The sequence below is a fragment of the Achromobacter sp. UBA5777 genome (assembly GCF_002418565.1).
Classification (GTDB): Bacteria; Pseudomonadota; Gammaproteobacteria; order Burkholderiales; family Burkholderiaceae_B; genus Achromobacter; species Achromobacter animicus.
This window is the reverse complement of the sequence record NZ_DIEJ01000227.1, coordinates 1-21,756: the sequence shown is the minus strand read 5'-3', so window position 1 is coordinate 21,756 and position 21,756 is coordinate 1. Positions and strand designations below refer to the sequence as shown.

Annotated in this window: 16 protein-coding genes; 9 read left to right on the top strand and 7 right to left on the bottom strand. The window is 64.9% G+C overall.

All coding sequences use genetic code 11. The features are described 5' to 3' along the window. The 4 genes from B3446_RS18730 to B3446_RS18715 all read left to right on the top strand — a co-directional run. On the top strand, positions 1-4,747 hold a 4,747-nt coding region (locus tag B3446_RS18730; RefSeq protein ID WP_291383974.1), incomplete at its 5' end, for an Ig-like domain-containing protein. 59 nt (positions 4,748-4,806) lie between these two features. Then, positions 4,807-5,316: a hypothetical protein gene (locus B3446_RS18725; RefSeq protein WP_291383972.1), complete on the top strand. Its 510-nt coding sequence runs from the start codon at positions 4,807-4,809 to the stop codon at positions 5,314-5,316. Positions 5,317-5,379: 63 nt separating this feature from the next. Further along, positions 5,380-6,060 (top strand): transglutaminase-like cysteine peptidase, encoded by a 681-nt coding sequence (locus tag B3446_RS18720; protein ID WP_191577009.1) that lies wholly within the window; start codon positions 5,380-5,382, stop codon positions 6,058-6,060. Between the two features lie 17 nt (positions 6,061-6,077). After that, on the top strand, positions 6,078-8,039 hold the full coding sequence (locus tag B3446_RS18715) for a bifunctional diguanylate cyclase/phosphodiesterase (protein WP_291383970.1): 1,962 nt from the start codon (positions 6,078-6,080) through the stop codon (positions 8,037-8,039). A 131-nt stretch (positions 8,040-8,170) separates the two neighbouring features. On the opposite strand, the gene B3446_RS18710 is transcribed toward B3446_RS18715, so the two are convergent. Genes B3446_RS18710 through B3446_RS18700 form a run of 3 tightly spaced genes read right to left on the bottom strand, consistent with a single transcriptional unit; the run spans position 8,171 to position 11,538 of the window. Then, positions 8,171-9,010, bottom strand: coding sequence for a M48 family metallopeptidase (locus tag B3446_RS18710; RefSeq protein ID WP_291383968.1), 840 nt, complete (start codon positions 9,008-9,010; stop codon positions 8,171-8,173). 37 nt (positions 9,011-9,047) lie between these two features. Further along, positions 9,048-10,118 carry a chorismate synthase gene (gene aroC / locus B3446_RS18705; protein ID WP_291383966.1) on the bottom strand — a complete coding sequence of 357 codons (1,071 nt, stop codon included), beginning with the start codon at positions 10,116-10,118 and terminating at the stop codon, positions 9,048-9,050. Between the two features lie 37 nt (positions 10,119-10,155). Beyond that, positions 10,156-11,538: a putative bifunctional diguanylate cyclase/phosphodiesterase gene (locus B3446_RS18700; protein ID WP_291383964.1), complete on the bottom strand. Its 1,383-nt coding sequence runs from the start codon at positions 11,536-11,538 to the stop codon at positions 10,156-10,158. Between the two features lie 465 nt (positions 11,539-12,003). On the opposite strand from B3446_RS18700, the gene B3446_RS18695 reads away from it, so the two are divergent. Together B3446_RS18695 and B3446_RS18690 are read left to right on the top strand one after the other, a co-directional pair. Further along, positions 12,004-13,974, top strand: a complete 1,971-nt coding sequence (locus B3446_RS18695) for a bifunctional diguanylate cyclase/phosphodiesterase (RefSeq protein ID WP_291383962.1) — start codon at positions 12,004-12,006, stop codon at positions 13,972-13,974. 8 nt (positions 13,975-13,982) lie between these two features. Further along, positions 13,983-15,515, top strand: a complete 1,533-nt coding sequence (locus B3446_RS18690) for a sensor histidine kinase (RefSeq protein WP_291383960.1) — start codon at positions 13,983-13,985, stop codon at positions 15,513-15,515. A gap of 42 nt (positions 15,516-15,557) precedes the next feature. On the opposite strand, the gene B3446_RS18685 is transcribed toward B3446_RS18690, so the two are convergent. From B3446_RS18685 to B3446_RS18675, 3 genes are all read right to left on the bottom strand, one after another. Then, complete coding sequence (locus B3446_RS18685) at positions 15,558-16,277, bottom strand: response regulator transcription factor (RefSeq protein ID WP_043518814.1); 720 nt, start codon at positions 16,275-16,277, stop codon at positions 15,558-15,560. A gap of 214 nt (positions 16,278-16,491) precedes the next feature. Then, positions 16,492-17,979 carry a protein adenylyltransferase SelO gene (locus tag B3446_RS18680; protein ID WP_291383956.1) on the bottom strand — a complete coding sequence of 496 codons (1,488 nt, stop codon included), beginning with the start codon at positions 17,977-17,979 and terminating at the stop codon, positions 16,492-16,494. Beyond that, on the bottom strand, positions 17,976-18,347 hold the full coding sequence (locus B3446_RS18675; protein WP_056571311.1) for a DUF2069 domain-containing protein: 372 nt from the start codon (positions 18,345-18,347) through the stop codon (positions 17,976-17,978). The genes B3446_RS18680 and B3446_RS18675 overlap by 4 nt, the downstream gene beginning before the upstream one ends. Positions 18,348-18,364: 17 nt before the next feature. Between B3446_RS18675 and B3446_RS18670 the strand changes: the two genes are divergently transcribed. Both B3446_RS18670 and B3446_RS18665 read left to right on the top strand, forming a co-directional pair. Then, positions 18,365-19,678: a YihY family inner membrane protein gene (locus B3446_RS18670; protein WP_191577015.1), complete on the top strand. Its 1,314-nt coding sequence runs from the start codon at positions 18,365-18,367 to the stop codon at positions 19,676-19,678. Positions 19,679-19,714: 36 nt separating this feature from the next. Beyond that, the gene (locus B3446_RS18665) at positions 19,715-20,173 is read left to right on the top strand and encodes a CBS domain-containing protein (protein WP_056315762.1); all 459 of its coding nucleotides are present in this window, start codon (positions 19,715-19,717) and stop codon (positions 20,171-20,173) included. Between the two features lie 34 nt (positions 20,174-20,207). Here the strand turns inward: B3446_RS18665 and dusA are convergent, their stop codons facing one another. Continuing rightward, positions 20,208-21,188 carry a tRNA dihydrouridine(20/20a) synthase DusA gene (gene dusA / locus B3446_RS18660; protein ID WP_291383978.1) on the bottom strand — a complete coding sequence of 327 codons (981 nt, stop codon included), beginning with the start codon at positions 21,186-21,188 and terminating at the stop codon, positions 20,208-20,210. A 217-nt stretch (positions 21,189-21,405) separates the two neighbouring features. Here dusA and B3446_RS18655 point away from each other — a divergent pair. Continuing rightward, positions 21,406-21,756 (top strand): phosphotransferase (locus B3446_RS18655; RefSeq protein ID WP_291383951.1); only part of this gene is annotated, 351 nt, incomplete at its 3' end.

The window sequence follows — 21,756 nt, the reverse complement described above, 5'->3', positions numbered from 1 at the left end:
GCAGTTCTCGGATGTGGACGCTGGCGATGTGCTGACGTACTCGGCCACGGGTCTGCCCCCGGGCCTGACCATCGATCCGAAGACGGGCATCATCAGCGGCACGCTCGACAAGTCGGCCTCGCAAGGTGGCGATCACGGCGTCTATGCCGTCACCATCACCGCGACCGACAAGGCCGGCGCTTCGGTGTCGCAAGACTTCTCGTGGGACGTCAAGAACCCGGCTCCGACGGCAGTCGCTGACGAAGGCGCCACGGGTCAAAACGTCAACCTGACGGTCAACGCCCAGAACGGCGTGCTGTCCAACGACACCGATCCGGACGGCGACACGCTGCACGTCTCGGCCGTCAACGGCCAGTCGACCAACGTGGGCGCAGCGATCACCGGTTCCAACGGCGGCACGTTCACCCTGAACGCCGACGGCTCCTACTCGTTCAACCCTGGTTCGACCTTCAACAACCTGGGCGCCGGCCAGACCGCCTCGTCCTCGATCACCTACACCGTCTCGGACGGCGAAGGCGGCACCTCGACCGCGACCTTGACGGTCACGATCACCGGCACGAACGACACCCCGATCCTGACTCCGGGCGTGACGCTTGATGACCAGTCCGGCAATGACGGCCAGGCCATCACCCCGGTCGACATCTCCGGTCAGTTCTCGGATGTGGACACGGGCGATGTGCTGACGTACTCGGCCACCGGCCTGCCCCCGGGCCTGACCATCGATCCGAAGACCGGCATCATCTCGGGTACGCTCGACAAGTCGGCTTCGCAAGGGGGTGACCACGGCGTCTACGCTGTCACCATCACCGCAACCGACAAGTCTGGCGCCTCGGTCTCGCAAGACTTCTCGTGGGATGTGAAGAACCCCGCGCCGACCGCGGTCAACGACTCCGGCAACACCAACCAAGGCGTCAGCCTGACTGCCGATGCCGCGCACGGCGTGCTGTCCAATGACACCGATCCGGACGGCGATACGCTGCACGTCTCGGCCGTTAACGGTCAGTCGACCAACGTGGGCGCAGCGATCACCGGCACCAACGGCGGCACCTTCACGCTGAACGCCGACGGTTCGTACAGCTTCAACCCCGGCTCGACGTTCAACAACCTGGGCGCTGGCCAAACCGCTACGTCGTCGATCACCTACACCGTCTCCGACGGCGAAGGCGGCACCTCGACCGCGACCCTCACGGTCACGATCACCGGCACTAACGACACCCCGATCCTCACCCCGGGCGTCACCCTGGATGACCAGGCAAACAACGACGGCCAGGCCATCACCCCGGTCAACGTTTCCGGCCAGTTCTCGGACGTGGACGCTGGCGACGTGCTGACGTACTCGGCCAAGGGCCTGCCGCCCGGCCTGACCATCGATCCGAAGACGGGCATCATTACCGGCACGCTCGACAAGTCGGCCTCGCAAGGTGGCGATCACGGCGTCTACGCCGTCACCATCACCGCGACCGACAAGTCTGGCGCTTCGGTCTCGCAGGACTTCTCGTGGGACGTGAAGAACCCGGCCCCGACCGCGGTCAACGACACGGGCAGCACCAAGCAAGGCGTCGGCCTCTCTGCCGATGCCGCGCACGGCGTCCTGTCCAACGACACCGATCCTGACGGCGACACGCTGCACGTCTCGGCCGTCAACGGCCAGGCGGCCAGCGTCGGAAAGTCCATCACCGGTTCCAACGGCGGCACCTTCACGCTGAACGCCGACGGTTCGTACTCGTTCAACCCGGGCACGGCATTCCAGCACCTGGCAAATGGCGCCAGCGCCACCACGTCCATCTCCTACACCGTCTCGGACGGTGAAGGCGGCCTCTCGACGGCAACGCTGACCGTGACCGTCACGGGCACGAACTCGGGTCCCACCTCGACCGTCATCTCCGACAAGACTGGCGTCGATTCGGAAACGGTCCTGAGCCTGGACCTGTCCGGCCACTTCAAGGACGTGGACCTGGCGACCGGCGACAAGCTGACGTTCAGTGCGTCCGGCCTGCCGAAGGGTCTTACGATCGATGCGAACACCGGCATCATCAGCGGCAAGATCGATCACTCGGCGTCGCAACTGGGCGGCACCGGCGTGCATACGATCACCGTCACCGCGACCGACAAGGCCGGCCTGACGACGACCCAGACCTTCAAGTGGAACATCACGAATCCGCTGCCCCAAGCGCAGAACGACCAGGGCACCACGGACGAAGATACGACGTTGAAGGTGACGGACGTCAAGAAGGGCGTGCTCGCCAACGACGTGGATCCTGATGGCGACACGCTGCAGGTCTCCGCGGTGGGTGGCAATGCCAACAGCGTGGGCAAGTCGATTGCCGGCCTGAATGGCGGCACGTTCATCATCAACGCCGACGGCACCTACACGTTCAACCCGGGCAACGACTTCCAGTCCCTCGGCGCGGGCCAGACCGCCCAGACGTCGATCTGGTACACCGTTTCCGACGGCGAAGGCGGCACCAGCCAGGCCCTGCTGACGATCACCGTCACGGGCAATAACGACGCCGCCACGATCGGTGGTGCAGGCTCGGGCACGGTCTACGAAGACTCCCCGGTGTTTGCGAGCGGCAAGCTGACCGTGACCGACCCCGATGCCGGCCAGAGCTTCATGCAAGCTCAGGCGGCGGTGGCGGGCAAGTACGGCACCTTCACGGTGGACGTCAACGGCAACTGGACCTACCAGCTCAACAACGCGCTGGCCGCCGTTCAGAACCTGAAGGCTGGACAGCAACTGACCGAAACCTTCTCGGTCGTGTCCCAGGATGGCACCGCGACCAAGCCGGTCAACGTCACCATCATCGGCACGAACGATGCCCCGATTTCGGGCGATTCGGCAGCGCACTCGAACATCAACGCTGCGTACACGCTCAAGGTGTCCGACTTCCCGTTCAACGACGGCGTGGAGAACGACAGCTTCCAGAGCGTGGTCATCACCCGCATCCCGGGCGCCGGCGAAGGCACGCTGACCCTTGGCGGCCAACCGGTGACGGCGGGCCAGGTGATCTCGGTCGCCGACATCCAGTCGGGCAAGCTGGTCTTCACCCCGTCCACCGCGGGCGGCGATGCCACGTTCGACTTCTCGGTCCGTGACGCCGGCGGCACCGCGAACGGCGGACAAAACACCTCGGCCGAGCACACCTTCACGCTGTCCACCGACAAGCTGGCGGTGGGCAACAACACGGCCAACACGGACATCAACGGCGGTGGCGGCAACGACATCCTGGTTGGCGACCGTGGCGGTTCGGTGACGGCGGTGGAGCCGGGCAAGAACTACAACATCTCGCTCATCGTCGACGTGTCCGGCAGCATGAAGGACAAGATCGGCAACACCAACCAGACGCGCATCGACCTGCTCAAGAGCTCGCTGACGGCGCTGGCCAACCAGTTGTCGAATCACGATGGCGTTGTGAACGTCCGCCTGATTCCGTTCTCGGACAAGGCTCAGAACGGCGTCACCATCAACAACCTGAGCAAGTCCAATATCCAGCAGTTGCTCGACGCCATCGACGGTCTGAGGGCGGATGGCAACACCAACTACCAGGACGCGTTCAACAAGGCCGTGAGCTGGTTCAACTCGCAGGTTTCGGGCGGCAAGGACGCGGACCACAACTACCAGAACCTGACGTTCTTCCTGACGGACGGCAATCCCAACGTCTACGGCCCCAGCGGCAACCAAAGCAGCGGCGCATTGCAGCAGGCCGTCGATGCGGCCAAGCCGCTGGTGGATGGATCCGGCGTGCTGGTGGGCGGCAACAAGGTCGTGATGTACGGCATTGGCATCGGCACGGGGGTCAACAGCGACTACCTGCGGTTCTTTGACAATACCAACGCCACGGGCCAGGGGTCGACGAAGGTCACTGAAGGCAGCGGCTGCAACTCCACGGAGTACACGGTCAACGGCACGGTGGGTCAGCCCCAGATCGTCAACAGCGCGAACGAGCTGAACGCCGCGCTGCAAGGCGGCCAGACGACGACGGACCCGGCGCCGGTATCCGGCGACACGATCCATGGCGGCGATGGCAACGACATCATCTTCGGCGACACCATCAACACCGATCATCTGTCGTGGACCGGCAATGCCGCGGGCAGCCATAACGGCCAAGGCTGGCAGGCGCTGGTGGACTTCATGACGGCGCAGAAGGGTGGCGTCGCGCCGACCTCCCTGGAGCTCTACAACTACCTGCAGCAGCACAGCGCCGAGTTCGACAAGGCTGGCGACACGCGCGGCGGAGACGACTTCCTGTACGGCGGCAAGGGCGACGATACCCTCTTCGGTCAGGGCGGCAATGACTACCTGCACGGTGGCGAGGGCAACGACACCCTTTACGGCGGCACGGGCAATGACATCCTGGTCGGCGGCAAGGGCAACGACACGCTCATCGGTGGCGCGGGCAGCGACACCTTCCGCTGGGAACTCAATGATCAGGGCACGGCAGCTGCACCCGCCGTCGACCGGATCAAGGATTTCTCGACGGCCACGCCCGCCAACAACGGCGACGTGCTGGACCTGCGCGACCTGCTGCAGAACGAGCAGTCCAACCCCCTGACCAACTATCTGGAGGTCAAGAAGGACGGCAGCAACACGGTCATCAATGTGAGCACCAATGGCGACCTCGCCCACAACGTCGACCAGAAGATCATTCTGGAGAACGTGGACCTCACCAACGGTGGTTCGCTGACCAGCGCCCAAGTCATCAACGACCTGATGAACAAGGGTAAACTGATCGTCGATCACAATTGACCCACGCGCCACGCGCTCCGGCCTTTGCGGGCCGGAGCGCGGCCTTTTTCCCGTATCCCATGCCCAAGCATTTTTTTGAACGCGACCAGTTACTTGCCTGGTTCAAAGGAAACACCGCCGCGGCTGATTACGTGGACATGGTGTGCCGCATTGCGCATCTCTGGGACGATCTCATCGACCGCGACAAGGACGTCCCGGACGACGAGATCAACCAGGGCTTTTTCGAGGCTCTCATCAAGCTGCCGCGCAATCCGTTCTACCGGACGCATTTCGATCATCTGAACGCCGTGCTCATCAACGCCGTCTCAAACTGGCAGATCGCCACCAAGCTTGAGCGCGACGGCGGCGACTACGAAAAAAGCATCGCGTTTGTCCTGCGCTCTTCCTATGCCGACCTGATCACGCAATCCGCGCTGATCGTGGGCGGCGAAAAGTGGGCCTGCCAAGTCGGCGAAGAAGTCCGTAAGGCAACGCACGGCGAAACCTTCGATGGCTACATCAAGAATCTGTCCAAGGAGGCCTCGGACCGGACGCGCATGAAGGCCGCCGGACAGGCAAAGCACAGCTGATCCGAGCATGACCGCCCGGGAGAACTGCAGCGACATGCTGCGACATCACGCGCCCCCTGATTCATGCCTGGCCGCCGCCCGCTTCGACTGAAACGGGCCATCAGCCTGGCGCTGCTTGGCCTTGCCTGCTGGTGGGGCGGCAGCTTTGCGATCGAAGTCGATGCCGTCAAGCTGCAGAAGCTGTCGGCCAGCCGCTACGGCGCCAAGGGCGCGCGGTCGGTCGACAACTGGCTGCAACTGCTGCGCAGCCCGGCCCCCGCAACCGACCGCGACCGTCTCACCGTCGCCAACGATTTCTGGAACCGCGCCCTGCTCTCCGGCGAGGATTCCATCATCTGGAAGCAAGCCGATTACTGGGCCACGCCGCTCGAGTCGCTGGGCAAAGGCGCCGGCGATTGCGAAGACTATGTCATCGGCAAGTATTTCACCCTGCTCTCGATGGGCGTGCCGGCCAACAAGCTGCGCTTCATCTACGTGCGCGCCCGCATCGGCGGCGCGGCCAGCAGCAGCCAGGTGGCCCACATGGTGCTGGGCTATTACGAAACCCCGAATGCCGTCCCGCTGGTGCTGGACAGCCTGATCTCAACCATCCTGCCGGCCACGCAGCGGCGCGACCTGACGCCGGTTTTCAGTTTCAACGCCGACGGCGTCTACGTGGACGGCAAGGCGGCCGCGCCCGTCGACCGCCTTAGCCGCTGGCGCGACCTACTTCAACGCATGGAACGGGAAGGCATCCGCCCCTGATGTCCGGAAACAAGACTATGTCCATACTTCGTCAGCTACTGCTCAGTGTGACCCTCGCCATCAGCGTGATTTTGCTGGGGACGCTGGCGCTCAGCGTCAATTCGGCGCGCGAGTACCTGTCCGGCCAGCTTCAGGTGCAAAGCACCGACGCGGCCGTCTCCCTGGCCCTGTCCCTGTCGCAACCGGCGAACAACGATCCGGTCGTGCAGGAACTGCTGGTCTCGGCGCTATACGACGGCGGGCACTTCTCGCTGGTGCGCCTGACGGATCCCGACGGCAAGGTCCTGATCGAACGCAAGTCGACGGCCACCGCCGCGTCCGTGCCGGCGTGGTTCCAGGCGCTGGCGCCGCTGGATAGCCAGGCGGCCAGCCACGCGGTCAGCGACGGCTGGCGGCAGATCGGTGAAGTCACCTTGATCGCCAACGATGCCTACGCCTGGGAAGCCTTGTGGCGCAGCAGCCTGAAGATGATCGCGCTGGTCGTGGGCGCGGGCATCCTGTGGGCCATGTTTGCCTTCGTGCTGGTCGGATGGATCAAGAACCGCCTCCTGCGCGAGATCAGCGACCACGTCCGCGGCATCGGCCGCGACGCGCCCGGCGAGCAGGTCGAGGCGCGCGTGCCGGAGTTGTCCGGCGTGGTGCAGGCGCTGAATCAGACCCGCGAACGCATCCATGCCAGCGTCGAAGAACAGAACGCAAAGATCGAATCGCTGGAACTGGAGCTGAACCAGGACCCGGTCACCGGCCTGCCCAACCGCAAATACTTCGTCAACGAGTTCCGCCGTGCGCTGGAAACCCGGCCCGCGGCGGGAACGTCGCGGATCGACGGCGGGCACGTGCTGGTGTTCCGCCAGCGCGATCTGGCCGACCTGAACCGCCACATGCCGCGCGAATTCATCGACCAGTGGCTGCGCACCGCGTGCGAACGCATCCAGGGCACGCTCAAGCGCATGCACGTCGCCGCCCCCATGCTGGCGCGGCTGAATGGTTCGGACTTTGCACTGCTGCTGCCAGGCTGCGCGGCGCCGCAGGCCATGATGGTGGCCGAGCAGGTGCGCGCGGATCTGCATGCCTCGCGCATTCCAGTCGGCGAGGGCCATCTTTGCCGGTGGGCGCAGGCCATGACCGATTACGGCCACGGCAGCCAGGCCGGCGCCGTGCTGGCCCGCCTGGACTTTGGCCTGATGCGCGCCGAAAGCGCCGGCAACGACCAGGTCGTGATCGCGGGCGCCACCGACATGCAGTCGCCGTCGGAAGCGGGCGAACGCGCCTGGAAGGACGCCATCCAGACGGCGCTGGAGAACCGGCAGTTCGAACTGTCCACCGAACCCTTGCTGGCGCTGGATGGGCACACCGTGCGCACCGAAGCCATGCTGATGCTGCGCACCGCGCCCGACCAGGAACCGATCCCCGCCACGCTCTTCATCCCGCCGGCGGTGCGGCTGGACCTGGTGGCGGAATGCGATCTGGAATCCGTGCGGCTTGGCCTGGAATGGCTGGCCAGCCATTCGGGCGAACTTGCCGTGCGCGTGGCGCTGCCCTCGTTGCGCGGCCAGAAGTTCCTGCGCCAACTGGCGTTGCTGCTGACCGAAAACCGTCCGCTGGCGCGCCGTCTGTACGTGGAAATCGACGCGCACGGGCTGGTGGAATGCCACGAGCAGATCACCGCCTTTGCGCGTGTCGTGGCGGAATTTGGCGCACACATCGGCGTGCGCCGCCTGGCGCAGCAATTCGGCGCGGTGGCGCAACTGCACACGCTGCCGCTGTCTTACGTGAAATTGGGCGGGGGATTCGTGGGCGGAATGTCGCAGAGTCCGGGTAGCCAGCAGTTGACGGCGTCGGTGCTGGAAACGGCCCGTTCGCTGGGAATTGCGGTTTACGCGGAAGACGTGCCGGACGCGGAGACCCAGCGCATTCTGCATGGCCTGGGCATCGAGATCATGCGCGGCCAGGGCGTCAAGACGGCCAGCGGCGGGTAAGTCAAAGGGATATCGCAACGGCCTGCGATCGGGGCAACGAGACACGCCCCATCGCAGGGCAAGGACCATGCAAAACGGCCCGCGCAGGCATTGCCGCGCGGGCCGCGTCGTCAGCGTTAGGCCATGCCGTCTTAGCGCGCGGCCTGGCCCTTGGACTGTTCGTAAAGCGGCATCACTTTCTGCGAAGCCGATTGCAGGTCACTGATGCGCGAGGCGGCCGACGGATGGGTCGACAAGATCTCGGGCGGGGCACTGCCTTGGCTGGCCGCGCCCATCTTCTGCCACAGCGTCACGGCAGCACGCGGATCGTAGCCCGCCCTGGCCGCCAGTTCCACGCCCATCCGGTCCGCCTCGGTCTCGTGCGTACGGCTGTTGGGCAACGTGAACATCACGCTGGTCAACTCTCCGCCCAGGTCCGACGCCGCCTTGGACCCCGTGGCAATGGACAGCACCTGCAAGCCCAGATTGGTCGCCATCTGCTGGGACACGCGCTCGCGCGCATGTTCACGCAGCGCGTGGGCGATTTCGTGGCCCAGCACCGCGGCCAGCTCATCGTCAGTCGGCTTGATCTGCGAAATCAGGCCGGTGTAGACGGCGATCTTGCCGCCCGGCATGCACCAGGCGTTGACCTCGTCGCTGGACAGCACGTGGACTTCCCATTTCCAGTTGGCCGCATCGGGACGGAACACGCCGGCCTGCGCGATCAGGCGCTGCGAGATCTCGCGCACGCGCGCCACTTGCTTGGCGTCGCGATCCAGCAGGCCCTCGGACTTGGCCTCCTGCAGGATGTCGGCGTACTGCTGGTTTGCTTCCTGTTCCAGCGCCTGCGCCGGCACCATCGTGGACATGTATTGCTTGCGGTCAACGCCCACGGCGCCTGACTGCGTGGTGTTCATGCTGGTGCAGCCGGCCAGCACGGCCAGCGACAGCACGGCCCCGGCATTGCGCAGAAAATGACGCTTCTGTTTCATGTCGGCCTCCAAGCCATTTCAACTACGGGAAAACGTATCAGACGGGCGCCGCGCCGCACTGGCCGCGATGGCGCAGCGCGTGGTCGATCAGCACAAGCGCCAGCATGGCTTCGGCGATGGGCGTGGCGCGGATGCCCACGCACGGGTCGTGGCGGCCCAGCGTCTGCACCATCACCGGCTCATTGGCGCGGTTGACCGAGCGGCGCTCGACGCGGATGCTCGACGTGGGTTTGATCGCGAGCGACACGGTGATGGGCTGGCCGGTCGAAATGCCGCCCAGCACGCCGCCGGCGTGGTTGCTCAGGAAGCCCTCGGGCGTGATCTCGTCGCCATGTTCCGAGCCGCGCTGCGTGACGCAGTCAAAGCCTGCGCCTATGGAAACGCCCTTGACCGCGTTCAGGCCCATCATGACGTGGGCGATATCGGCGTCCAGGCGGTCGTAGATGGGTTCGCCCCAGCCTGCCGGCAGGTTCTCTGCCACGACTTCAATGCGCGCGCCGATGGAATCGCCGTCCCGGCGCAACTGGTCCATATAGGCTTCCAGTTCGGGGACGACCTCGGCGTTGGGCGCATAAAAGGGATTGTTGGGCACTTCATCCCACGAAACGAACGGGATGGCGACAGGCCCCAGCTGGCTCATGTAGCCTCGCACCTTGACGCCGTAATGCTCGGCCAGCCACTTCTTGGCGATGGCGCCGGCCGCGACGGTGGGAGCCGTCAGCCGGGCCGAGGAACGTCCGCCGCCGCGCGGGTCGCGCACGCCAAATTTGCGCCAGTAGGCGAAATCGGCGTGGCCCGGGCGGAAGGTGTCCTCGATGTTGGAGTAGTCCTTGCTGCGCGCGTCGGTATTGCGGATCAGCAGTCCGATGGGCGTGCCGGTGGTGACCCCGTTATAGACGCCGGACAGGATCTCGACCTGGTCGGCTTCCTGGCGCTGCGTCACGTGGCGCGAGGTGCCCGGGCGGCGGCGATCCAATTCGAACTGGATGTCGGACGCGTCAAGGGCCAGCCCGGGAGGACAGCCGTCCACGACGCAACCGATGGCCGGCCCGTGGGATTCGCCGAAATTCGTGACGGTAAAAAGAGTACCTAGGGTATTGCCGGGCATAAGGAGTCAACAGGTCGGGGTTTACAAGCAACCCCGATTATGACACCGCCGCGGCCAAAGCCTGGATTTCGGCGGCGGGCGCCGGCCGCCCCAGCAGAAAGCCCTGCATCACGCGGCATCCCAACGACTTCAGGATTTCTCGCTGCCCTTCGGTTTCGACGCCTTCGGCCACGACCGGCAGGTGCATCGCCTGGCACAGGCCGAACAGGGCAGAGACCACCTCGCGGCTGCCAGCGTCCGATTCCAGGGCGGAAATGAAGCTGCGGTCGATCTTGACCCAGTCGATGGGCAGATGGCGCAGATGGTTCAGGCTGGAATAGCCGCAACCAAAGTCATCCAGCGCCACCCCGATGCCCATGTCGCGCAGCGTATTCAGGATCTTCACGTGCCGCTCGTAGTGCAGGATGAAGATGGATTCGGTGATCTCCAGCACCAGCTTGCGCGGCGACAGCCGGGTGGCCGCCAGCACGTCCGACACGAGCTGAACCAGCCCGTCCTCGTTCATCTGCTTGACCGACAGGTTCACGTGGACGCGCCAGGCCGTCGGCCATAGCGCCGCCTGCGTGCAGGCGCGCTCCAGGATCCAGGCGCCCAGCGGCACGATCAGTCCGCTGCGTTCGGCCAATTCGATCGTCACGGCGGGCGACACGCTGCCCAGCACGGGGTGATGCCAGCGCAGCAGCGCCTCGCACCCCTGCACCACGCCGGTCGCGCTGTCGCAGACCGGCTGGTAATAGAGTTCAAACTGCTCCATGGCCGGTGTCGTCAGCGCCAGCCTCAGGTCATTTTCCAGGCCCTGCTGATCCCGCTGCCGCGCCAGCAGCCGGAAATCGAAGAGATTCCAGCCCTCGCCGCCCCGATCCTTGAGGGGCACCATCGCCACCTGCACGCAGCGCTGCAACTCCTCGACACTGCGGCCGTGGGCGGGATACAGCGCCGCGCCAATCCGGAAGACGGCAATCAGGGGACGAGCGCCCAGTTCATAAGGCGCGCTCAGGTCGGCCAGCAGCTTGGCGGACACCTGGGCAGCCCCCTCCTCGTCCACGCCGGGGACACAGACGGTGAACGAATCGGCCCCGGAGCGCGCGGCCATCCCACCAAGCGCGCGTGCGACCAGGCTGATGCGATCCGCCACCTGCACCAGCAATGCCTGGTCTTCGCCGGCGCGCAGCATGGCGCTGATCTGCGCGTAGTGTTCGAAACTGACGAGAAAAAAGGCGCCGCGGCGCGTCGTACCCTGGGGTTGGCCCAGCCACGTACGCACGCGACGATGCAGCTCCTGTTGGCTGAGGAGGCCGGTCAGTTCATCCCGCGTCAGGCGGCGGCGCAGCGCGCGGTCCCGGCGGAAGAACAGCAGACTGATCGCTGCAAGTGCGCCCGCGAGCGTCAGGCACAGTGCGAGCAGGTAACTCTCACGCACGGAGCCCCCCTATCCAAACGCCCCCGGCGTTGCGGCCCTATCTCGGGCCCGGGGGCTGTAACATATTTTAAATTATGCATTGTTTTCGCAAAAAAACGCCACATTCCGGAGGCAACGCGCCTCTTTCTCCTGACTTTCTTCGGATCCTATGTTGCTCGCAGCGGTCATGGCGGGGTCTCGAATTGGCGGTCTCTGGCCGGTCCTTTCGCCACGCCTCGACCCATCTACGACACCGCAACCCCAAAAATTAATACGCAGTGTCTCAATAGTTCTCAAACGGCCAATTCTCACGAGCGAAATAATTGCACACCTTGTCGGATACGACCGAGCATTTCGTAATATTCTGTGCGTTCTGTGACAGGTCCCAGTATCGTGACGCCGTTGCTGGCTGTCGTTTCGTAACGTGTGTCACGTTTGATATCCAGGTTTTCATCCGCGTACGCCCAGGAAGGGATTCGCCACTACATGCCCACACTACGCCGGCTGCTCTTATGCTCCGCCCTTCTGGTCGGCTTTATCCTGTTGGGCGCTCAGGCCCTCGGGATGCTGGCGGCGCACCGCTATCTGAATACGCAACTCGCCCAGCAAAGCGAATCGGGCGCCAACGCGCTCGCCTGGGCCTTGTCGCACAGTTCCGGCAGCCACAGCGAGCAGGTCGCGCTTGCCGAGGAACTGTTCGGACAGGGGCTGTATTCGCTGGTCAATATCACGAACGAAGGGAACGCGCTGCGTGTGGAGCGCCGGTCGGGACCGGGTGCCGCAGGCCGGGAGCGCGATTGGCGCGCCGGCTGGCTGAACATGGAAGCACCGGCCATTTCCCGGCCGTTCGTCATCCCTGGCGGACAAGGCAAAGGCACTCTTACCGTGCAGGCCGATGCCCGCCTGGCTCGCGACACGCTGTGGCAAGGCGGCATCCGCGTTCTGGGTCTGGTGCTGGCCGCGGCCGCATTCTGGGCGCTGTTCGCCACCAATCTCGTGCGCTGGATCGAAGCCCGCACGTCGCGCGACATCTGCGAACGCGTGCGCGCGCTGGCGCCCGGCGCCGATGCGCCACTGAGCGGTTCGTGCGAAGTGCCCGGTGTGGACCAGGCGCTGGTCGATGCGCAGCGCCGTGTCGCCGCCACGGTCGAGGAGCAGAATGCGCGCATCGAATCGCTGCAAAGCGAAATCTACCGGGACCCCATCTCTCGCCTGTCGAACCGCAAGCATTTTGTCGACCAGTTCCGGCTTGCGCTGGCAGATAAATCCGACGAGGCCGGCGGCCATCTGCTGATGTTCCGCCAACGTGACCTCGCTCAGATCAACCGGCACCTGTCGCGCGCCTTCACCGACCAGTGGTTGCGCTCATCGTCGGACCGCCTGCGCAAGCTGGTGCAGGAATTTGGCGGTCCGGGCACGCTGATCGCGCGGATCAGCGGCTCGGATTTCGCCCTGCTGCTGCCGCGCACCTCGGCGCCGCAGGCCAGCGTGCTGGCCGAACGCGTGCGGCGCGAGCTGCGGTCGCTGCGCGTGCCGATGGACAAATACGGATGGTGCCGGTGGGCGCTGGCCATGGCGGCGTTCGCGCCGGGCGACAACATGAGCGACATCCTCGCGCGTCTGGATCATGCGCTGATGTGCGCCGAAAGCGCGGACGACGACCAGATCACGCCGGCAAGCCAGGCCGCCGACAGCACCCGCATCGGTGAATACAGTTGGCACGACGCATTGGTGACGGCGCTGGAGCAGCACCGGTTCTCACTGACGGCACAGCCGTTGCATGACCTGTCGGGCGCCCTGCTGCACCACGAGGCCTGCCTGACGCTGCACGATGCCTCCGGCACCGATCCCGTGCCTGCTTCGATCTTCATGCCGCCAGCCGTGCGCCTGGGCCTGTCCGCCGAATGCGATATCCAGGCGATCCGTCTGGGCCTCGATTGGCTGTTCACTCATGACGGCGCACTCACCGTGCCGGTATCGCTGGCCACCCTTGCCCAAGGATCCTTCTTCGCGCGTCTTGAACGCATGCTCGACGACCGGCCCACGCTGTCAGCGCGGCTGATTCTGGAAGTCGACGCCGCGGGACTTGTCGAACAAGGCGCCGATGTGCGCCAGCTCTGCGACATCGTCATGGGCGCCGGCGGACGGGTCGGGGTAGCGCGGCTGTCGCAGCAATTTGGCGCCATGGAGCACCTGCATGAATTTCCCGTCTCGTACGTGACGCTGAGCGGCAGTTTCATCGGCGGCCTCCTGCAAAGTCCCGGCAGCCAGCACCTGGCCGCCACCGTGGTCGCGACCGCAATGACGCTCGGCATGTCGGTCTATGCGGCTGACGTGTCGGACACGGCGACGCAGCTCGTGCTGGAAGGAATCGGCGTCCGCGCGATAAGCGGAGCTGTCGTAAACTCCGCCCACGCGCAAGACCTCGCGCATGATCACCAATGGGTTCCTAGTTGACGGAAGGATTGTTTCTTCGCACCCGCTGGCGTTTTCGCCACCTTCGCGCAAGCCAGCCCGGCTTCTTCCGGACAACCATCTGGTCGGGAGTTGGTCTGCTGCTGTGCGCCTGCTTCTGGCCGGCCTACGCGCTCGCTTATGGGCTGAATGCCGACGGCGGACATGCCGGCTACGAGAACCTGCACTCAGGCTTGACCGCCGGCGTCGCCATCGCCTGCGCGATAGTGTGCGGCGTGGCGTGGGCGCACACCCGCAACGCGCTCTATGCAGCAGGCATGGCCTTCGCGCTGGTCGAAGGGTTGTTCCGTTCGCTGCCCGATCTGATGCCGCCGGGCGCGCTGCAAGCTGCCTCTTATGCCGCCCTGCTCGCCCTGACCGCGCCCCTGCTGCAGGGATCGCGCATTGCAACCGGACTGGGCGTTGCGTGCCGGTGGATCAGCATTGCCCTGTCCGGCGTGGCGGCGCTGGCGCTGATCTTCGTATATGAAACGGAATCGGGAGTGCTTCCTGCGGCCATTGCCGGCGTCTGCGCTGCGCTGAGCGTGCCGTTGGCGCTGTGGTTCCTGGCCAGCGCGGTGCGGCAGCGGTCTGGCCGCCCGGCCAGCCTTGCGCTGATGCTCGCGTTTGGCGCATCAGCCTGGATCCTCGGACACGACGCGTGGCACGCAAGCGGCGCAGACGCCACGGATGCGAGCTTCGAAATGCTGAGGCTGATGCTGGTGTCGGGCACGCTGGTCTGGCTGGCGCTGGATGCCTCCAACAGTGCCGCACCCGCGCGCAACAATGGCGCCGCCTCGGACGCCGAACACCTGGCGCAAGGCGAACTGCGACTGGCCGAACTGGCCGGCGCGCTGGACACGCAGCGGCAGATGAACGCGCTGATTTCGCATGAGCTGCGCGCGCCCCTGGCCACCATCAGCGCCGCGGCGCAATCGCTGGACATGATCCTGTCTGACAGTGGCGAAACCGTGGACACGCGGCTCGCGCGCATCCATCGGTCGGTTGCGCGGATGACCGAGCTGATGGATCAGTTGCTGAATCAGGATCGCCTGGAGGAACATGCCTGGAGCCCGCGCGGCGAACAGACAGACATGGCCGACCTGGTGCGCGACGTGGTGAACGCCATGCGCCCTGATACTGCGCATGCCCTGGTGCTCGAAGCGCAAGCGCCGCAGCCGGTGTTCTGCGATCGCCCGCTCACCAGCGTCGTCGTGCGCAACCTGATCCACAACGCCATCAAGTATTCGCCGGCCAACGAACCGGTGCGAATCGAGACGGGTCATACACGGGTCGGCGACACTTCCATGACCTGGGCAGCCGTCGTGGACCGCGGCCCGGGGATTGGAGAAGAGGAACAGGCCCGGATCTTCGAACCGCGCTTTCGGCGGTCCGCGCATCGCGAAACCCAGGGTATGGGGATCGGGCTATATCTGGCCCGGCGCATCTGCCAGAGCCAGGGCGGTTCGCTGACGATGCAAAGCAAGGTGGGCGTGGGCACGCGCTTTGTCATCACCCTGCCCGCCAACGGGCAGTCGGCTTAGGCGCTGCACGGGCCTTGGCGTCAGCCGCAGCCGCGGCCGGGATCAGGCCGCGAACACGTAGCCCTGGCCGCGCACAGACAATACCGGCAGTTTGAGTCCGGCGCTTTGCGCCTTGGCGCGCAGACGGCTCACCAGCACGTCGATACGCCGCAACTCAAATCCGCCTGGGCTGTCGGGAAGGAAGAGTTCAGCTAGCGCCTGCCGGCTGACGGCACTGCCCGCGGCGTCCATCAGGGCCACCAGGAACGTGCGTTCCTGCGCGCTCAGGTGCAGCGAAGCGCCATCGGGCGCCACCAGGATCCAGCCGCCGTCCTGCAACGACCAGTTCGTATCCGCGGACGCGCGTGTTTCGGCGTCAGCCGGGCGTGGCGCCTTGGCCAACCGCATGCGGCGCGCCAGGCTGCGAATCACGGAGCTGAGTTCCAGCAGATCCACCGGCTTGGTCATGTAGACGTCGGCGCCGCCCTCCAGGCCGCGGACGCGGTCTTCCAGGGCGCTGCGGCCCGTCAGCATGACGATGCCTACCGGGCTCAGGGCTCGCAGGCGCGTCGCAACGGAGAAGCCGTCTTCGCCGGGAAGATGGGCGTCGAGAATGACGATGTCGCACGGCTGCTCTTGCAGGCGGCGGTAGAACGCCACTGCATTGTCACAAGCGAACGCCACGCGAAAGCCGTAGCCGCCCAAGCCCAACGCCAATTCCTCGCGGAAATCGGCGTCGTCCTCGAGCAGTCCTATACATAGCAAACCATCTGCACCAGGCATATTCAGAGTGCTTTACATTGAAATTGTCGACAAAAACCCTGGAGCGCCCACGCGATCAAAAATGCCCCGGAGCCGGCAATCTTACGACTTTTACAATAGAAACGAATGATTGCAGCGAAAAAAATGGCGATATTTCACATTTTTACCGGGATTTTTTTCTTAATCCCGGAAATGTCGCACGAATAATGCCACCGACGTTATCGCAAAATCATCTTCAGGACGAGCAGCTCACTTCGATTCCGCCGGCCCAATTGGGGGGCAGGCCGGCGTAACGTTCAAAACCCTCTTGGGCCACAAAGGGACTTCGCAGCAGTTTCATGAGCGTTTCAATTTCACTGGCGTCGCCGATCTTGGCCGCGCGAATCGCCTGTTCTGCCAGGTGATTGCGCAGCACGTATAACGGATTCACGCCGTTCATGGCGGCCGCCGTATCCGCGGCAGGCCGCCCGTCCTGCGCATGCCGGGCCAGCAGCTTGTCGAGCCAGGAGCCAGCGGCGGGACGGTCGATAAACAAATCCTCAAAGGCGCTGCGCTGTCCCTGCGCGGCGTCGGCCAGCCGGCGCCAGGACAATGTGAAGTCCGCCTGATTGGCGTCCATCAGTTTAAGCAGATCGTCTAGCAACGCCTCATCGTCAGGACGCCACGCCGCCAAACCCATCTTGGCGCCCATCTTGTCATGGAACGCGCGCGTGAAAATGGCTTCGTATTCATCCAGCACGGCGCGCAATGCGTCGGCGTCCTGCACCAGCATGTGCAGACTGCCGCCTAGCCGATACAGATTCCAAAGCCCCACGGACGGCTGCCGATTCCAGGAGTATCGACCTTCGGCATCCGAGTGGTTGCAGATATGACCTAGCCGGAATCCGTCCATGAAACCATAAGGGCCGTAATCCAGCGTCAGCCCCAGGATCGACATATTGTCGGTATTCATGACACCGTGGCAAAACCCGACGGCCTGCCAGTCCGCCATCAGCAACGCCGTGCGCCGCGTGACTTCGCGCAGCAGATTCACGTACGGGGCCGTCTCGGACGCCGAATCACCAGTCGGGACGTCGCGGCATTCGGGGTAAAAGCGGTCGATCACATAATCGGCCAGCGTTTTCAGCATGTCGGGCTGGCGCCGTGACGACCAATGTTCAAACGAGCCGAACCTGACGAAACTGGGCGACATCCGGGTCACGATCGCGGCGGTCTCGACGGTCTCGCGCATGACCGGATCATCGGAAACGACCAGCGCCAGCGCGCGCGTGGTGGGGACGCCCAGCCCGAACATGGCCTCGCTGGCCAGGTACTCCCGCACGGAAGACCGCAGGACGGCCCGCCCGTCGCCCATCCGCGAATACGGCGTCATGCCCGAGCCCTTGAGCTGCAATTCCCAGGCGCCCTTGGGCCCTTGAACCTCGCCCAGCAGATGCGCCCGTCCGTCGCCAAGCTGCCCCGCCCATACGCCGAACTGGTGGCCGCTATAGACGGCGGCCAGCGTATCGCCGCCCGGCAACGGCTGCCCGCCGGAAAACACCTGCAGGAATTCGGGGGTGGTCAGGACCGACGGATCCAGCCCGATCAGGGCGGCCGCCTGTTCGTTGGCGTGCAGCAGACGCGGATTGTTCAGCCCGCGCGGCGCCAGCCGGGTGTAGAAGGCCTCGGGCAGGGCCGCAAAGGAGTTGACGGCTTGCAGTTCGGACAGGGACTGGGCATTCATGCGCGTTGACTCCGGGCAGCGCGCTTGGCGGGCCGCACATAAAAGATGGCGCTGAGGAAAAAGGTGGTGGACAAGATGATCTCGCCCCACGCCATCAAGACGGACAGCGGCGCCGGATCCGACATGGCGCGCACCACGCCTTCCATCAGATACAGCAGCGACAGCATGGCCGCCCACTGGTAGGTGTAGAGATTGCCTCGCACGATGCCGCGCAGCGGAAACGCCAGCGGCAAGGCTTTCAGCAGCATCCAGGAACCGCCCGGCCGCACCGGCGCCACCACGGTTTCCCAAGCGACGCACAGCACGATCAGGGCAAACAATGAAACCGAGGCGACGAGGCGCAAGCGGGGGTTGAGTTCGGGATTCATGCTGCTATTATCGCCTGATGAATCGCCCCGCCGAGCCCGCCGCCGCTACGCCGGCGGTCAAAGAACGACCAACCTCGCGCATTTCCCGGGTTGCGAGGACCGGACGCGTATTTCGTTTCGTCCTCCAACGCGCCAACGAAGAAAAGCTGCTGCAGGTTGCCTCCAGCCTCACCTTCACCACCGTTCTGGCAATCGTCCCCATGCTCGCGGTGGTGCTGTCGCTGTTCACGGCCTTTCCCGTGTTCCAGGAATTCCGGGTCGCCCTCGAGGACTTCCTCACCACCAGCCTGATGCCGCCGTCCGTGTCGGACAACATCATGGACTACCTGAACCAGTTCGCGCACCAGGCCTCGCGCCTGACCGCCATTGGCGGCGCGTTCCTGCTGGTCACGTCGCTGCTGCTGATCATGACGATCGACCAGGCCTTCAACGACATCTGGCGCGTCTCGCGCCAGCGTCCCCTGCCGCAGCGGGCACTGGTGTACTGGGCAATCATCACCCTTGGCCCCGTCCTGGCCGGCGCGAGCCTGTGGGCGACCTCGTTCGTGGCCCGCGAATCGCTGGGGCTCATCAAGGACGTGCCCGAAGTCATCAGTGTCATCGTCTCGTTCATCCCGCTGGTGCTGACCGGCCTGGGCTTTGCCGCGCTCTTTGTCGTCGTGCCCAACCGCGACGTGCTGTGGCGCGACGCGCTGATTGGGGGCTGTGTCACGGCCATCGTGCTGGAAATCATGAAGTCCGCGTTCGCGTTCTATCTGACCCGGTTTCCCACCTACACGGTCATCTACGGCGCCTTCGCCACGCTGCCCATCTTCCTGCTGTGGATCTACCTGTCCTGGCTGGCCGTGCTGCTGGGCGCAACGCTTGCCTCCAGTGCGCCGCTGATCCGGCTGGGACGCTGGCACATCAACCGCTACCCGGGCGCCTCGTTTGTCGATGCGCTGGATGCGCTGCGCGCACTGCGCCGCGCACAGCTATCGACGCCCGGCGGCGTGGCCGCCAACACGCTGGCCTCGGAGCTGCGGCTGCATCAGGATGAACTCAATGAAGTCCTGGAAACGCTGAGCACGATGGGACTGGCCACTCGCAGTCCCGAAGACAACTGGATGCTGACGTGCGACGCGCGCGAGACCTCGCTGGCGCCCGTCGTGGATCGCTTCCTGCTGGACCGAAGCCAATCCCGCGTACGCAATGACCCCGACATCCTGCGCATCGCATCGTCCGTAAATTCGCCGCAAACCACGCCAACGCTGGAAGAACTCTGCGGAGAAGCGCAAAATACCGGAAATGGCGTCGCCCCAGTACTGCAACTGGAAGCGAACAAGAAATAGCAAAGCATAGGGCGCAGTCCGCCCCAGGAGATACCGATGTTGAAGGTCAGTGAGATTTTGCGCGTCAAGGGCGATACGCTCTATACGGCGTCGCCCGACATGCCCGTGGCCCAGGCCGTGCAAACCATGAGCGAACAAGACATAGGCTCGCTGGTCATCATGGAATTCGGCACCCTGACCGGCATGCTTACGTTCCGCGAAATCATCCGCCACATGCACGCGCACGGCGGCGCAGGCGATACGACCATCCGTTCCATCATGGACGACGCGCCGGTCAGCGTTTCGCCCAACACCAGCGCCGACGAAGTCCAGCGCCTGATGCTCGAAAAGCACGCCCGCTACATTCCCGTGATGGACGGCCCCACCCTGATGGGCGTCATTTCGTTCTACGACATGGCGCAGGCCATCGTCGCCGCCCAGCAGTTCGAAAACAACATGCTGAAGGCCTACATTCGCGACTGGCCTGCCGAAAGCGCGGAGCCCGCCCAGTCCTGAGCCCGCCGGCGCCCTTGCGGCGCCGGCTGCGGATTCACATCCCGGCGGACGCGGCCTCGCGCGTGGCGTCGCGCGCACCCGGCGCATGACGCTGGCTGCGCCACGCGTCGTAGATCAGTTCCGGATTGTTTGCGGCCAAAAGGGCCGGATCCGACAACATCCGGCGCCACCGGCGCGCCCCTGACTGGCCATTCACCAGTCCCAGCATCGGACGCGTCATCACCCGCAGGGGCACGCCCTTGGCAACCTGACGCGCGGCGTATTCTGTCATCGCGTCCACGACCTGCGCATCGCTCGGCAACCGCACCGACGGCCATAACTGCAGTGACACTTCAGACAGCACGCGCGGCGTATGCCAGGCGGCGCGACCCAGCATCACCCCATCAAAGGCTTCGGCCGCCTGCACGGACTGCCCCGCATCGGCCAGACCGCCATTGAGCACGAACGTGCAATCCGGAAAATCGCGCTTCAGTTGTGCAACCACGTCGTAGCGCAACGGGGGGATCTCGCGGTTGTCCTTGGGCGACAGGCCCTTGAGCACGGCATTGCGCGCATGCGCGATGAACACGCGGCAACCGGTGTCATAGACCTTGCCCACGAAATCGCGCACGAACTCATAGGATTCGTCATAGTCCAGCCCCAGGCGGTGCTTGACCGTGACAGGAATGTCCACGGCGTCCTGCATGGCTTTCATGCAGTCGGCCACCAGCGCCGGCTCGGCCATCAGGCAGGCGCCAAAGGCGCCCTTCTGCACCCGTTCGGACGGGCAGCCACAATTCAGGTTGATTTCGTCGTAGCCCCATTGCTTGCCAAGCTTGGCGGCGTGCGCCAACGCGTCGGGCTCGCTGCCGCCCAATTGCAAGGCGACGGGATGCTCGGCCTCGTCAAAGTCCAGGTGGCGGGCCACGTTGCCGTGCAATAGCGCGCCGGTGGTGATCATTTCGGTGTACAGGCGGGCGCGCGGCGCCAGCAGACGGTGAAAGTACCGGCAGTGGCGGTCAGTGACGTCGATCATCGGGGCGACGCAAAGCCGCCAGTCGGGGGAGTCCAAGAATCACTCTACAAAACAAGGGGATGCGGTATTTTACGGTGCTTGGCGACATTGTGCCCGCCGGGATCGGCGCCCCACGTGGAACCGCTGCCGGAGGCCGCCCGCCATGTGGTCTAAAATTGCGGCGCCGCGACCCTGCACGCCCGTGCGCGCGTCCGTTCAACCCTCATACCGAAGATCCATGGCCGTATTCACCCCCGTATCCGATGACGACGCGCGCGCCCTGCTGGCGCATTTCGATCTGGGCGAGTTCGTCTCGCTTCGAGGCATTACGGCGGGTATCGAGAACACCAACTATTTTCTGTACACGACGCGGGGCGAATATGTCCTGACGCTGTTCGAGGTGCTGACGCAGGCGCAGCTGCCCTTCTACATTGAGCTGATGTATCACCTGGCCGAACGCGGCATCCCGGTGCCGCAGCCGCAGACGCTGCGCGACGGCACCCGCTTGACCACGCTGCACGGCAAGCCGTGCGCCATCGTGTCGCGCCTGCCCGGCGGCTACGAGCCGGCCCCCGGTCCCGCCCACTGC

Bases quoted from the DNA above. Each gene is read 5' to 3' on its own strand.
- B3446_RS18725 (WP_291383972.1), top strand. From the start codon at position 4,807: ATGCCCAAGCATTTTTTTGAACGCGACCAGTTACTTGCCTGGTTCAAA.
- B3446_RS18720 (WP_191577009.1), top strand. From the start codon at position 5,380: ATGCCTGGCCGCCGCCCGCTTCGACTGAAACGGGCCATCAGCCTGGCG.
- B3446_RS18715 (WP_291383970.1), top strand. From the start codon at position 6,078: ATGTCCATACTTCGTCAGCTACTGCTCAGTGTGACCCTCGCCATCAGC.
- B3446_RS18710 (WP_291383968.1), bottom strand. From the start codon at position 9,010: ATGAAACAGAAGCGTCATTTTCTGCGCAATGCCGGGGCCGTGCTGTCG.
- aroC (WP_291383966.1), bottom strand. From the start codon at position 10,118: ATGCCCGGCAATACCCTAGGTACTCTTTTTACCGTCACGAATTTCGGC.
- B3446_RS18695 (WP_291383962.1), top strand. From the start codon at position 12,004: ATGCCCACACTACGCCGGCTGCTCTTATGCTCCGCCCTTCTGGTCGGC.
- B3446_RS18685 (WP_043518814.1), bottom strand. From the start codon at position 16,277: ATGCCTGGTGCAGATGGTTTGCTATGTATAGGACTGCTCGAGGACGAC.
- B3446_RS18680 (WP_291383956.1), bottom strand. From the start codon at position 17,979: ATGAATGCCCAGTCCCTGTCCGAACTGCAAGCCGTCAACTCCTTTGCG.
- B3446_RS18675 (WP_056571311.1), bottom strand. From the start codon at position 18,347: ATGAATCCCGAACTCAACCCCCGCTTGCGCCTCGTCGCCTCGGTTTCA.
- B3446_RS18670 (WP_191577015.1), top strand. From the start codon at position 18,365: ATGAATCGCCCCGCCGAGCCCGCCGCCGCTACGCCGGCGGTCAAAGAA.
- B3446_RS18665 (WP_056315762.1), top strand. From the start codon at position 19,715: ATGTTGAAGGTCAGTGAGATTTTGCGCGTCAAGGGCGATACGCTCTAT.
- dusA (WP_291383978.1), bottom strand. From the start codon at position 21,188: ATGATCGACGTCACTGACCGCCACTGCCGGTACTTTCACCGTCTGCTG.